The 13,561-nt window shown below is 69.0% G+C and carries 8 protein-coding genes; all 8 read right to left on the bottom strand.

Annotated features, from left to right (window positions below; all coding sequences use genetic code 11):
* Positions 1-53 precede the first annotated feature (53 nt).
* The 8 genes from ACSMTC_RS02280 to ACSMTC_RS02245 all read right to left on the bottom strand — a co-directional run bounded on the left by ACSMTC_RS02280 (position 54) and on the right by ACSMTC_RS02245 (position 12,986).
* Complete coding sequence (locus ACSMTC_RS02280) at positions 54-443, bottom strand: aggregation-promoting factor C-terminal-like domain-containing protein (RefSeq protein ID WP_436557925.1); 390 nt, start codon at positions 441-443, stop codon at positions 54-56.
* A 661-nt stretch (positions 444-1,104) separates the two neighbouring features.
* On the bottom strand, positions 1,105-2,748 hold the full coding sequence (locus ACSMTC_RS02275) for a CocE/NonD family hydrolase (protein ID WP_436557924.1): 1,644 nt from the start codon (positions 2,746-2,748) through the stop codon (positions 1,105-1,107).
* A gap of 124 nt (positions 2,749-2,872) precedes the next feature.
* Positions 2,873-6,424: a DNA polymerase III subunit alpha gene (dnaE, locus tag ACSMTC_RS02270; RefSeq protein ID WP_436557923.1), complete on the bottom strand. Its 3,552-nt coding sequence runs from the start codon at positions 6,422-6,424 to the stop codon at positions 2,873-2,875.
* Positions 6,425-6,535: 111 nt separating this feature from the next.
* Complete coding sequence (locus ACSMTC_RS02265) at positions 6,536-6,937, bottom strand: PPOX class F420-dependent oxidoreductase (RefSeq protein WP_436557922.1); 402 nt, start codon at positions 6,935-6,937, stop codon at positions 6,536-6,538.
* 183 nt (positions 6,938-7,120) lie between these two features.
* Complete coding sequence (locus tag ACSMTC_RS02260) at positions 7,121-9,160, bottom strand: dipeptide ABC transporter ATP-binding protein (RefSeq protein ID WP_436557921.1); 2,040 nt, start codon at positions 9,158-9,160, stop codon at positions 7,121-7,123.
* Positions 9,161-9,179: 19 nt separating this feature from the next.
* Entirely contained in the window at positions 9,180-10,061 is an 882-nt protein-coding gene (locus ACSMTC_RS02255; protein WP_436557920.1) for an ABC transporter permease, read from the bottom strand.
* Positions 10,061-11,005 carry an ABC transporter permease gene (locus ACSMTC_RS02250; RefSeq protein WP_436557919.1) on the bottom strand — a complete coding sequence of 315 codons (945 nt, stop codon included), beginning with the start codon at positions 11,003-11,005 and terminating at the stop codon, positions 10,061-10,063. Before ACSMTC_RS02250 ends, ACSMTC_RS02255 begins: the two co-directional genes overlap by 1 nt.
* Positions 11,006-11,048: 43 nt before the next feature.
* Positions 11,049-12,986: an ABC transporter substrate-binding protein gene (locus ACSMTC_RS02245; RefSeq protein WP_436557918.1), complete on the bottom strand. Its 1,938-nt coding sequence runs from the start codon at positions 12,984-12,986 to the stop codon at positions 11,049-11,051.
* Positions 12,987-13,561 lie beyond the last annotated feature (575 nt).

Genomic DNA, 13,561 nt, shown 5'->3' with positions numbered 1-13,561 from the left:
GTGCGGGTGCACCGGGCCCTTTCGGGTGAGGCTGTGGGGAGCCGTGGGTCGGCTTAGTACCAGTGGTGGGCGGCCCAGAAGGACCAGGCGGCGTTCGGGCTGCCGTAGCGCTCGCACATGTACTTGTAGGCCCACTTGATCTGGGTGGTCGGGTTGGTCTTCCAGTCCGCGCCCTCGGAGGCCATCTTGGAGGCCGGCAGAGCCTGGCCCAGACCGTACGAGCCGCTGCTCGGGTTGGTCGCGGTGACGCTCCAGCCGCTCTCGTGCGAAATGATGTTGCTGAAGGAGGCCAGCTGGTCCGCCGGAACGATGCTCGCGGCGATCTGCTGCGGAGTGGCAGCGGACGCGGCGGTCGGGGCGACCACGGCACCGATGGTGGCCACACAGGCGGCACCGGCGAACAGGGCAGCGGACTTACGCAGGCGAGCGGTGAAAGTGGACAAGAATGACTCCTTGGTCAGGGGACAGGGCTTCACGCCGAGGCAGGATGCGCGGCCGGATGAATGGCTCTGGCATCAGGCGTGATGTCGGTGCGCCGCATTCGCGGTGATGCGCCGACTTGTCTGACACGGGGCGGTGGACCACCGGTGTGTCGTTGCGACTGAAGCCATTGTTAGCGGGCCCCGGGGCCGGTTCCAAGGGGTCGAAATCGCTAAACCTACGAGGCTGGATCGTAGTTCCCGGGCCTGGGGGTGGCGTCGGTCCGCCCTCGCGTACCCCCCTCTTCAGGGCCGAAACCTTGCCTGCGAACTTTCCTCCGATTCCCATAAACACGCTTCTGACCTGCGCGGATGCGGAAGGTGGGGGAGGGGGCTCCGGCGGGGCCACCTGGGGTGGCGGGTATGCCGGGCAGGCGGCCGGTGACCCCCCGGCCGTGACCCACTATTCGGAGTAGTGGACCCTTCGGCCGATGTGCGCACCATCACAAGGGCATCTGCACCATTTGCCCGATTTAGGAGGTTTTGCGGCGTTGCGAAGCAAGGAGAACTTCGGATAAAGCGCGGTGCGGCCGGTGGAAATGGTGTGACCCAGGTCATGGGAATTCGAGTGGCCCGGGTCACATATCGGGTGGACATGTGACCCGGGCCACTCGAATTCGGGGCGTCAGTGCAGCGGAAGCACCAGTTCGGCGGGATCGGTGGCGCTGGAGCCGAACGAGACGCCGCTGCCGAGCGGGGTGAGACCGCCGTACAGCGGGTCCTTGGTGTCCATGACCAGCGCCAGCCGGTGCCCGGCGGGCAGGTCGTAGGCGGTGGCGAAGAGCTGGACGTCGAGTGGGAAGGCCTTGCCGGGCTGCTCGCCGGACCAGCTCTGCGGAGCGTGCGAGATCAGCTTCCCGACCCCGAGGGCGTCCACGTCATAGAGGTAGGCGAACGCCGTGCCCTGCGGTGCGGAGGCGGTGATGCTGGTGTGCAGCCGTGCGGCGCCCCGGATGTGCTGCGCTTCCGGGTAGGGGTCGGACTGCCAGACGGCGCCGGCCGAGCGCGGCAGCAGCGGGAGGACCACGGTCGGCGGCAGGCCGATGGCCTGGTCGAGGCCGCCGGACAGTTCGACGATGCCGCCGTCCGCGCCCGAGTCGGTGCCGCCGACGACGGACGCCCGCCAGTCGCTGCCGGCCGGACCGCCGAGCGTCCCGGTGCCGAGCCGGTTCGGGGCGCCGAGCCGCAGCCGGTCGGTCCGGGTGCTCGCCGCCTCCCAGCTCGGGTAGCTCTCCTGGGCGCCGGTCGGCCGGACCTCCAGCTGTACCGACTCTCCTCGGTCGCCGCTGCTCTTGAGGTGCTGGTCGAGCCAGCCGCGTGCGCTCGCCCAGGTGGCGTTGGGCAGTCCCAGCAGGCTGGTCAGCTCCTGGGTGGCGTGGTCGCCGGGGCGCAGTTCGAGCCGCTTGGGCCCGGTCAGCCGCTGGTAGAAGGAGGTGATCTGGCTGGGGTTGAAGATGCCGTCACTCCAGGCGCTGGCCAGGAAGACGGCCGTGCCGTTGGCGTTGATCCGGTCCAGGTAGGTGGCGGGGGACCTGGTCTTCGCCCACTGGACGACCTCGGGCATGTCGCGGTCGGCGAACAGGTCGGACAGGATCCGGGCGAACTCCGGGCTCTTGCGGCCGGTCGGCGCCTGGATCGCGGCGAGCAGTCCGGCGGCGCCCAGGTGGCGGGTCTGCCCGCTGTAGAGCGAGTCGACCAGGTCGCCCCAGCCGCTCAGCGCGGCCACCGCCTTGATCCGCGGGTCGAAGGCGGCGCCCATCAGGGTGAGGCCGCCGCCCAGGGAGAGTCCCACCATGCCGATGCGCTGCGGGTCGGCCGGAGTGTGGGCCAGTGCCCAGTCGATGACCGAGGAGATGTCGGCCACGTCGGTCGGGCCCGCGACGTCGATCTCACCGCCGGAGAGCCAGAAGCCGCGCACGGTGTAGGTCACGGCGACGTACCCGGCGGCGGCGAGCTGCTTGCCCTGGGCCACGTACTCGAGGTCGTTCTGCCCCCAGCTGGCGGGCTGCACGACCACGGGGTAGCGGCCCTGCGCGTCGGCGCCGGGTGTGCCGGGGGCGGGCGTGAAGACGTCGGCCTTCAGGACCACGCCGTCCTTCATCGGTATGTCCACCAGCCGGAACGGCGCCGAACTCGCGGTTGCCGCCACCGATCCGGTCTGCGGGGCCGCCGAGGCTGGGCCCGCGCTGAGTGTGCCGCCGAGGGCAAGTGCCGTGACGAGCACGGTACTTGCCGCTCGGTGTGCGCCGATTCGGTGGGATCGCGTCATTGATGCTCCATCAGATCTGACGGTGCCGCAGCGGCACCGTCGGTCAACTGATCCGGAGCGTACGGGCTGATCACCGGCCCTGACGAGACGGTGATCAGCCAAACTTACTGGCGAGTAATGTTCGCTACACCAGTCCGACCCAGGCATGGGTGCCGAGCAGGGTCTTGATGTCCGAGGCGAGGCCGTTGTCCGGGTTCACCTGGAAGCCGAGCTCGTACAGGGTGTTCTTGTCCCAGTTGGTGGTCAGCAGGCGGACCGGGGTGTCGCCCGGGTGGGCCTGCAGCGACCGCTTGAGTTCGCCGACCAGCTCGGGGTTGATCTTCCCGGCCGGCAGGGTGATCTGCACCGGTGGCTTCCGGCCGAGTTCGGCGGAGGAGACGTCCAGCGTGGTGATCTCCTGGCCGAAGATGCTGAGCGAGCCGTCGCGCTCGTTGAGCCGGCCCTTGGCCGAGATCACGTTGTCCTCGACCATCTGGTCGGCCATCAGGTTGTAGGTCGCGGGGAAGAACAGCACCTCGACCGAGCCGTCACGGTCGGCCAGCGTGATGATGGCCCAGGCGTTGCCCGCCTTGTTGATCCGGCGGTCCACCGCGGTGATCAGACCGGAGAGCTTGACCTCGCCCTCGGTGCGGCCCGAGCCCAGGAGTTCGGCGATCGAGACGTCCCGGTTGCGTGAGAGCAGGTGCTCGGCGCCGTCCAGCGGGTGGCCGGAGACGTACAGGCCGAGCATCTCCCGCTCCAGGCTGAGCAGTTGCTTGCGCGGCCACTCCCGGTCGGTCAGTTCGAAGTCCAGGCCGATGGTCGGGGTGTCGTCGCCGCCGAGTGCGCCGAAGAGGTCGTCCTGGCCGATCGCCTGCTGCTTCTTGACGCCGGTCACCGCGTCGATCGCGCTCTCGTGCACGGTGGTCAGCGACAGCCGGGTGTGGCCGAGGGAGTCGAACGCCCCCGCCTTGATCAGCGAGTCCACGGTCCGCTTGTTGCACGCGACCAGCTCGACCTTGTCCAGGAAGTCGGCGAAGGAGGCGTACTTCCCCTTCTCCTTGCGGGTCTTGATCATCGACTCGATCACCGGGACACCGACGTTGCGCACGGCCTTCAGGCCGAAGCGGACGTCGCTGCCGACGGCGGTGAAGTCGACCACGGACTCGTTCACGTCCGGCGAGAGGATCTTGATGCCCATCTGGCGGCACTCCGCCAGGTAGACCGCCATCTTGTCCTTGTCGTCGGCCACCGAGGTGAGCAGCGCGGCCATGTACTCGGCCGGGTAGTTGGCCTTGAGGTAGGCGGTCTGGTACGAGACCAGGCCGTACGCGGCGGAGTGCGACTTGTTGAACGCGTAGCCGGCGAACGGGACCAGTACGTCCCACACCGCCTGGATCGCCTCGTCGGAGTAGCCGCGCTCCTTGCAGCCGGCGTGGAAGGGGACGAACTCCTTCTCCAGGACCTCCTTCTTCTTCTTGCCCATCGCGCGGCGGAGCAGGTCTGCCTGTCCGAGGCTGTAGCCGGCCAGCACCTGTGCGGCTCGCTGCACCTGCTCCTGGTAGACGATCAGACCGTAGGTGGGGCCGAGGACCTCCTTCAGCGGCTCCTCCAGCTCCGGGTGGATCGGGAGGATCTCCTGCTGGGCGTTCTTGCGCAGCGCGTAGTTGGTGTGCGAGTTCATGCCCATCGGGCCGGGCCGGTACAGCGCGGAGACGGCGGAGATGTCGGCGAACTCGGTGGGCTTCATCAGCCGCAGCAGGGCACGCATCGGGCCGCCATCGAGCTGGAAGACGCCGAGGGTGTCACCGCGGGCCAGCATCTGGTAGGTGGTCGGGTCGTCGATCGGGATCTTCTCGATGTCGACGTCGATGCCCCGGTTGGCCTTGATGATCTTGATGCAGTGGTCGATGATGCCCAGGTTCCGCAGACCCAGGAAGTCCATCTTGATCAGGCCCATGGCTTCGCACGACGGGTAGTCGAAGCCGGTGATGATCACGCCGTCCTTGTCCCGCTTGTGCAGCGGGATCAGGTCGAGCAGCGGGGTCGAGGAGAGGATGACCGCCGCCGCGTGCACGCCGGTGCCACGGATCAGGCCCTCGATGCCCATGCCGGTGTCAATGATCTTCTTGACGTCCGGCTCGTTCTGGTAGAGCGAGCGGATCTCGGTGCCCTCGTTGTACCGGGGGTGCTTCTCGTTGAAGAGGTCGGCCAGCGGGACGCCCTTGCCCATCACGTCCGGCGGCATCGCCTTGGTGATCCGGTCGCCCATCGCGAAGGGATAGCCGAGGATCCGGTTGGCGTCCTTCACGGCGGCCTTGGCCTTGATGGTGCCGAAGGTGTTCACCTGGGCGGTGTAGGCCGCGCCGTACTTCTCGGTGACGTAGCGCACCATCTGGTCGCGCTGGCGGTCGTCGAAGTCGATGTCGACGTCCGGGGGGTTGATGCGCTCGGGGTTGAGGAACCGCTCGAAGAGGAGGTCGTGCTCCAGCGGGTCGAGCTGGGTGATGCCGGTCAGGTAGGCCACCATCGAGCCGGCCGCCGAACCACGGCCGGGGCCGACCGGGATGCCGTTGTCCCGGCCGTACTGGCAGATGTCCGCGACCACGAGGAAGTAGGCGTCGAACCCCATCGGGGTGATGACGCCCATCTCCAGCTCGATCCGGTCCAGCACCTCCTGGCTCGGGTTGTCGCCGTAGCGGTGCTTGAGGCCGGCATCGATCTTCTTGCGCAGGTACGAGGCCTGGGTCTCGCCCTCGGGGACGTCGAACTGCGGCATCCGGTCGACGTAGTCGAAGACCTCCTTGTACGACTCGACCCGCTCGGCGATCGCCAGGGTGTTGTCGCAGGCCTCGGGCAGTTCGCGGAAGAGCTCGCGCATCTCCGCGGCGGTCTTGATGTAGTAGCCGGTGCCCTGGAACTTGAACCGGTTCGGGTCGTCCTTGTTCTTGCCCACGCCGACGCAGAGCAGGCTGTCGTGCGCGTCCGCCTGGTCGGCGGTCACGTAGTGGGAGTCGTTGGTGGCCAGCAGCGGGATGTTCAGCTGCTTGGCCAGCCGGAGCAGGTCCTCGCGGACGTCGCGCTCGATGGACAGGCCGTGGTCCATCAGCTCCAGGAAGTAGTTCTCCTTGCCGAAGATGTCCTGGTAGGCGGCGGCGGCCTTGACCGCCTCGTCGTACTGGCCGAGCCGCAGCCGGGTCTGGACCTCGCCCGAGGGGCAGCCGGTGGTGGCGATGATCCCGGTCGCGTTGGCGGCGATCAGCTCGCGGTCCATCCGGGGCTTCATGTAGTAGCCCTCCATCGACGCGAGCGAGGAGAGCTTGAACAGGTTCCGCAGGCCGGTCGCGTTCTGCGCCCACATGGTCATGTGGGTGTAACGGCCACCGCCGGAGACGTCCTTGCCGCCCTCGCCGTCGGAGTTGGCCGGCCGCTGGCCGCCGGGGGACCAGAAGACCTGCTTCTTCTCGAAACGCGAGGCCGGGGCGACGTACGCCTCGATCCCGATGATCGGCTTCACACCGGTCTTCGCGGCGGCGTGGAAGAACTCGTAGGCGCCGAACATGTTGCCGTGGTCGCTCATCGCGATGGCCGGCATGCCCTGCCGTTCGGCCTCCGCGAACAGCTTGCCGTTCTTCGCCGCCCCGTCCAGCATCGAGTACTCGGTATGGACGTGCAGGTGGGCGAACGTGTCAGACACTGCGGTGTGGCTCCTCGCGGATCGGCCCGGACAAGAACTGCTCAACCCTAACGGGCCCGGAGAGGCGGTCTGCCACGATCACGGGAGAAACGGGTGTTCTCGGTGCGCTCGCTACGTGAGGGTGATACGGATGCCGACGGTGCCGCCGTCGCCGCGGCGCAGCCGGCTGCCCAGCAGGGTGAGCACGCCGAGCAGGCCGTACTTCTGGCGGAGCAGGGTGCGGTACGCTGCGGTGCGCTCGGGGGCGCAGATCTCGGCCGTGGCCGGAACCTGCTCGCCGGTCGGGTTGCCGCGGACGTCGCACGGGCCGACCAGGACGTCGGCGCGGTTGCGGATCCGCCGCACCTTCCAGGAGTCGGCCACCGTCCAGATGCCGAGCGCGTCGCCGTCCCGGACCACCCAGACCGGGGTGGGTACGCCCGTGCCGTCCTTCCGGAAGGTGGTGACCAGCAGGTAGCTTCCGGCGGCGAGCCGGACCAGGCGTTCGAGCCGGTCCTGGGGCGTGTCGTTCATGCAGCGCAGTTTAGACCGACCGCCGACAGGCCCCGCGGCGTCCATGCTCCCCATCGCCGGTCGGTGTTTGCCGGCCCGGCGCCGCCCAGGGGCGCGAGGAGCCGGGCGCCGACCGGAGCGGTGAGGGCCGCACCCCTGGGGGCGGTGCGAAGGTGGGTGTCTACCGGGGGCCGGTGCGGCCGGTCAGGCGGGAGAGCGCAGCGGGAAGTGGCAGGCGGCCAGGTGGTCCGGGCCGAAGGAGGCCAGCGGGGGTTCGGCTTCGGCGCAGAGCCGCTCGGCGGCGGGGCAGCGGGTGCGGAAGCGGCAGCCGGAGGGCGGGTCGATCGCGGACGGGAGTTCGCCGGTGATGCCGCGGCTGCTCTTGGCCCTCTCCACCACGGGATCGGCGACCGGAACGGTGTCCAGCAGGCCGCGGGTGTAGTGGTGCACCGGGCGGGCGTACACCGACCGGGCCGGCCCGACCTCCACCAGCTTGCCCAGGTACATCACCCCGATCCGGTCGGAGAGGTAGCGCACCACCGAGAGGTCGTGCGAGATGAACAGGTACGACAGCCCGAGTTCGCCCTGCAGGTCCCTCATCAGGTTGAGCACCTGCGACTGGATCGACACGTCCAGTGCCGAGACCGGTTCGTCGGCGACCACGAGCCTGGGCCGCAGCGCCAACGCCCGGGCCAGACCGATGCGTTGGCGCTGACCGCCGGAGAACTCGTGCGGGTAGCGGTCCAGTGCGGTGTGCGGCAGGCCGACCAGGTCGAAGATCTGCCTGATCCGCCGGTCGCGGTCGGCCTGGCTGCCGACCTGGTGGATGTCCAGCGGCTCGCGCATGATCGACTGGACCGGCATCCGCGGGTTCATCGCCGCGTAGGAGTCCTGGAACATCAGCTGGACGTCCCGGCGCAGCCTGCGGCGCTCGGCCCGCGGCAGCGAGGCCAGTTCCCGGCCCTGGAACTCCAGGCTGCCGCTGGTGGGCCGCTCCAGGCCGACGATGAGCTTGCCGACGGTGGTCTTGCCGCAGCCGGACTCGCCGACCAGGCCGAGCGTCTCGCCCTGACGGACCGTCAGGGACACGTCCGCCACCGCGCTGACCGAGCCCACCGTACGGCGCAGGACCAGGCCGCTGGTCACCGGGTACTGCTTGACCAGCCCCGTCACCCGCAGCAGCGGTTCGCCCTGCGCGGCCTCGGGCGCTGCGGGAGGCCGGGCCGCTTCTGCCGGGTGCGGGGCCGCATCGCGCGCCCCGACCGGGAGGATGCCGCTCGCCCCGACCGGGAAGAAGCAGGCGTACCGGTGCCCCGGGAGCTCCCCGGACAGCGGCGGCTCCTCCGCGCGGCAGAGTTCGGTGGCATAGCGGCAGCGTGCGGCGAACCGGCAGCCGGGCGGGGGAGCGGCCAGGTCCGGCGGCAGGCCGGGGATCGAGTAGAGCCGTCCGCCGGTCTCGGCGAACCGTTCCGGCAGTGAGTCGAACAGCGCCTCGGTGTACGGATGGCGCGGGTTGGCGTAGAGCGCCTCGGTGCCGGTGGTCTCGACCACCTTGCCGGCGTACATCACGGCGATCCGGTCGGCCCGCCCGGCGATGACGCCGAGGTCGTGGGTGACCAGGATGACGGCCATGCCGAGCCGTTCCCTGAGGTGGTCGATGAGTTCGAGGATCTGCTTCTGGACGGTGACGTCCAGGGCGGTGGTCGGCTCGTCGGCGATCAGCAGCTTGGGCTCGTTGGCCAGTGCCATGGCGATCATGGCCCGTTGGCGCATCCCGCCGGAGAGCTCGTGCGGGTAGACCAGCGCGCGCCTGGCCGGGCTGTCCATACCGACCAGGGAGAGGACCTCGACGGCGCGCTCGTGCGCCTCCTTCCGGGAGGCCCGGCGGTGGATCCGGACCGACTCGGAGATCTGCCGGCCGATGGTCATGGTGGGGTTGAGCGAGGTGGTCGGGTCCTGGAAGATCATGCCGATCTCGTTGCCGCGCACCCGGTCCATCCCGTCGGGGCCGAGGGCGAGCAGGTCGCGGCCGTCGAGCCGGATCCGCCCGCCGACGACGCTGCCGCCGTTGGGCAGCAGCTGCATGATCGACATGGCGGTCATGGTCTTTCCGCAGCCCGACTCACCGACGATACCGAGGGTCTCGCCGCTGTCCACGGTGAGGCTGACGCCGTCCAGAGCCTGCACCACCGAGTGCTTGAGCCGGATCTCGGTGCGCAGGTCGGTCACTTCGAGGAGTGCCACTGCCGGTCCTCCGTTGGGTTCACCGCTTCTGCAGGCGGGTCTCGAAGGCGTCGCGCAGGGCGTCGCCGATCACGTTGAAGCACAGGATGAGCAGGATGATCACGGCCGCGGGCGGATAGATCATCCACCAGTAGCCCTGTCCGGCGTAGTTGGTGCCGACGTCGAGCATGCCGCCCAGGTCGTTGTCGGGCGCCTGCAGTCCCAGGCCGATGTAACTGAGCGTGGACAGCGCGAAGATGGCGTCGGCGATCGAGAAGGTGGTGTTGACGATCGTGGTGCCGATGGTGTTGGGCAGGATGTGCCGCAGCACGATCCGCGGGCCGCCGGCGCCCATCATCCGGGACGCGGCCACGTAGTCCCTCACCTTGATCGCCAGGGCCTCGCCGCGGACCAGGCGGGTGATGCCGAACCAGGAGGTGAGGCCGACCTCCAGGATCAGCATGGACTTGCTCTTGCCGTAGACGGTGCTGAGGTAGATCAGCAGGAAGATCAGCGGGAAGGACATCAGGGAGTCGATGACCCGCATCATCAACGCGTCGATCCAGCCGCCCAGATAGCCCGCGACCGCGCCGTACAGCGCGCCGGCCACGGCGGCGATCAGCCCGGCGGCCAGGCCGATCTCCAGGCTGGTCTGCCCGCCGGCCATCACCTTGCCGAGCTCGTCGATGCCGTCGTTGTCGGTGCCGAGCGGGTGCCCGGCGCCGGGCGGCCTGGTGACGGCGGAGAGGTCCACCACCGAGGTGTCGGAGTGGTAGAACAGCGGGCCGAGGAAGCACAGGGCGGTGACGGCGACCAGGACCGCCACCGCGACCAGCGCCAGCCGGTTCTCGGCGAACACCTCCGCGCCGCGCCGGAACATCGAGCGTGGCCGGCCGGCCGTCATGTCGGTGGTCAGTGCCATCAGGTGAGCCTCACTCGCGGGTCAAGCGCGGCGTAGCCGAGGTCGGCCAGCAGCGAACCGATCACGGTGGCCAGGGCGGTGAGCAGGGTGGCCGCCAGGGTGATGCCGTAGTCGTTCTGCAGCGCCGCACGGGTGGTGAGCAGGCCGATGCCCTGGATGTTGAAGACGTACTCCACGATCAGAGCGCCGCCGACCAGCGCGGGCAGCGAGAGGCCGACCAGGGTGACCATGGGGATCAGGGCGTTGCGCAGCACGTGCCCGTAGAGGGTGCGGCGCCGGGAGGCGCCCTTGGCCTGGGCGGAGCGGACGTAGTCCTGGGTGATCTGGTCCAGCACCCCGGACCGCATGTAGCGGCTGTAGCCCGCCACGGTGGTGAGGGTCAGGGTGAGGACGGGCAGGCAGACCGCGCCGGGGTGGGTCAGCGCGTCGCCGAAGGAGGCGACCTGGTTCTGCACCGAGACCCAGCGCAGGTCGTCCTCGAACCACTGCTGGATCAGGAATCCGATGAAGAAGGTCGGTACGCCGTAGGCGACGAAGGAGAACACCGTGAAGGCGTGGTCCAGCCCGCTGTTGCGACGGGTGGCCTGGAGCAGCCCCATGGGCACCGCGATCAGCAGGGCGAGCAGCAGCGCGGCGCCGACGATGTACGCGGAGGCGCCCAGAGCGTTGAACAGCAGGTCGGCGACCGGGCGTTGCTGGATGTAGTCGAAGCCCAGGTTGCCGTGGAGCAGGCCGTCCAGCCAGGTCCAGTACTGCACGTAGAGGGGGCGGTCCAGGCCCATCTGCCGGGTCAGGTGGGCGATGTTGGCCGGAGTGGCGTGGGAGCCGAGGATCGCTCGGACCGGGCCGCCCGGCATGAGCTGCATCAGGCCGAAGGAGATGACGGTGACCATCAGCACCGTCACGATGGCCTGGATCAGCCGCCGGATCAGGTAGGCCGTCACCGCGGCCCCCCGAAGGGGGCGGCGGCGTGGGGGTCGGTGGCCGTCACTTGGTGTAGTACCAGTACTCCGGCTCGTACCCCTGGAACGGATCGCCGGGGTCGAGGTGCAGCTTCTTGGTGATCTCGTCGACCGGAAGCAGGTTGGGGTTGTAGATCACCGGCTGGTCGCCCGCGAGGTAGTCCTCGTACGCGTACTGGTCGTTGACGTCGTTGCCGGTGGTGGTCCTGACGATCAGCTGGTCCAGCTTGGGGTCGGAGAAGCTCCAGACGTTCGGCCCGGCTCCGGTGGCGAACAGCGCGTCACCGGTGGGGTAGTAGTCGGGCGAGTAGACCCAGCCGCCGTAGAGCAGCGCCTGCCACTGGCAGCCGGCCGGCTGGGCGGCGGTGCAGGCCACGCCCTCGTTGCCGATGGTGTTCTGGGTCTGGCTGACCATGGTGATCGCGATGCCCGCCTTGGCCGCGTCGGAGCGCATGTCCGCCGCCATGGTGTCCAGGTTGGCCTGGCCCGACGGGTAGTCCAGCGTGAAGGCGGCCTTGGTGCCCGCCGCGATCCCCGCGCCGCACTGGTTGGGACCGGTGCCCGGGTCGGTGCAGACGGCCGGGACGCTGTCGGTGTTCCAGCCGTGGCTCCGCAGCGACTGTTTGGCCGCCGCCGGGTCGTAGACCGCCTTCTCGGACTGGCTCTTGGGGGAGAGCGGGTTGCCGGCCGGGATGCTGGGCACGGCAGCGGTGCTCGGGTAGCCCCAGCCCTTCCAGATGCCGTCGATGATGCCCTGCTGGTCCACCGTGTCCTGGACCGCCTTGGTGAAGTAGGGCTGCTTGAACAGCGGTCCCGCGGCCGGGTTGGCGAAGTTGATCTGGTAGTACGAGATCTCGTCCAGGTAGGTCGGGGCCGGGACGTAGTAGCCCGCACTGCTCAGCGGGTTGCCCGCGTCCGGGTTCTTGGCGTTGAACGTCGGGGCGTCCTCGACGGGCAGGTAGCCGACGTCGATGGCGTTGGCGCCGCCGCTGCCCGCCTTGAGGTCGGCGTACTCGGTGGTGTCCGAGGTGTACGGGACGAAGTCGACCTCGTCGAGGTACGGCTTCTGCGGCCCCGAGTAGGCGGAGTTGGGGACGATGCCCCAGGCGCCGGAGGTGCCGTTGTAGTCCTTGAGTTTCCACGGGCCGTCGACCACGGACCACAGCGGGCTGCCGGCGAAGTCGGCGCCCTTGGTCGACTGCGCGCTGAGGTAGGTGTAGTCCGCCGTGCAGTCGCTCCTGGCCGCGTCCGAACCGAACGCGTCGCTCGCGCAACTGCCCTTCTTCCCAAGGCCGGTGACGTCCCAGGCGAGCGGCATCGGGGTGATCTGGCTCAGCTCGTCGTCGGTGAACCAGGTCTGGCCGACCGCGGTGTTGAGGGTCATCGTCAGGGTCTGGCCCGAGGCGGTCGCGGTGGCCACGTTGTCGGGGAAGTACTTGGCGCCGATCGACGGGTTGGGCGGGGTGTAGTAACCGCTGTTGGACGTCTCGGCCTTGGCCATGTTGATCCAGAACAGCGCGTCCTGGGCGGTGACGCTCTCGCCGTCGGACCACTTCCACGGTTTGAGCTGGACGGTGACGGTCCTGCCGTCGGCGCTCCAGGTGGGCGCGTCGGCGAGCGAGACGTCCGGGTCCAGGGACACCTTGTCGTTCAGGCCCCAGTAGTACAGCGGACGGTAGAACAGCTGCTGGAACTCGCTGGTGTTCACCGTGCTGACCTGGGCCGGGGTGTCGAAGGGCCAGATGGCGTCCGGGAAGGTGGACGGCGCCTCGGCGACCCGCACCACGCCGCCCTTCACCGGGGTGCCGGCCGCGCCGTTGCCGGCGGTACCGCCGCCCTGGCTGCTGCTGCAGGCCGTCGCCGCCGCGATGGCCGTGACCAGCACCACCGCTTTCGTCAGCCCGCGGGCGACGGGTTTCGCCGCTGCCGGCTTGGGACCTACGGGTTTGGTCTTCCTGGACATGCCCCTCTCCCCTCACGTGAACACCGGGTGTGCCGGTGCCGTGCGTGACCCTTGTGAGGCCCTTGCGTGAGCCGCCGCCTCGTGAACGCGGGCATGGTGATGCCCGGGACCGAGTACGCGAGTGCCTTTCGCGGCGCCGGGAGGGCGCCGTGTTTCCGGGCTCAGCGGCATAGTGCTCGCCCCACCCGCCTGCTGCTACCAGTAGGACCGATTTCTCAGACAGGGAGAAGGCTCGGGATGGGCTCCGCTTAGTCAAACTTCCATCAAGAAATGGATCTTGAGATGGCAGATGATCCTTCCGGTAGGGTCGTGAAATCAGGGTGTGAACCGATCCGCGGAATTCTGTTCCCAGGTAATCCGAACCGTTCGGCGGGTGATTTCCGGACCGAAATCCGAGTTCACCGGCGGCACGGGCCCTAGGGGGCGAATAGGGGTTGTGGGGTCGTTGGCGCCGCTCCTAGCGTGACGCGGGGAGAGCAGCGTCTGCCAGCGCTTTTACGGCCGCCAATGCGGCGGTCACCGGCGAGACGCCGCCCACGGCACACCGCCGCCCGGTCGGAAAAACCTCCTGCACG

Origin of the sequence: Kitasatospora sp. HPM-01-4, assembly GCF_051374625.1 — a bacterium.
Taxonomy (GTDB): domain Bacteria; phylum Actinomycetota; class Actinomycetes; order Streptomycetales; family Streptomycetaceae; genus Kitasatospora.
This window is presented reverse-complemented; position numbering and strand designations above follow the sequence as displayed.

Bases quoted from the DNA above. Each gene is read 5' to 3' on its own strand.
- ACSMTC_RS02275 (WP_436557924.1), bottom strand. From the start codon at position 2,748: ATGACGCGATCCCACCGAATCGGCGCACACCGAGCGGCAAGTACCGTG.
- ACSMTC_RS02265 (WP_436557922.1), bottom strand. From the start codon at position 6,937: ATGAACGACACGCCCCAGGACCGGCTCGAACGCCTGGTCCGGCTCGCC.
- ACSMTC_RS02255 (WP_436557920.1), bottom strand. From the start codon at position 10,061: ATGGCACTGACCACCGACATGACGGCCGGCCGGCCACGCTCGATGTTC.
- ACSMTC_RS02245 (WP_436557918.1), bottom strand. From the start codon at position 12,986: ATGTCCAGGAAGACCAAACCCGTAGGTCCCAAGCCGGCAGCGGCGAAA.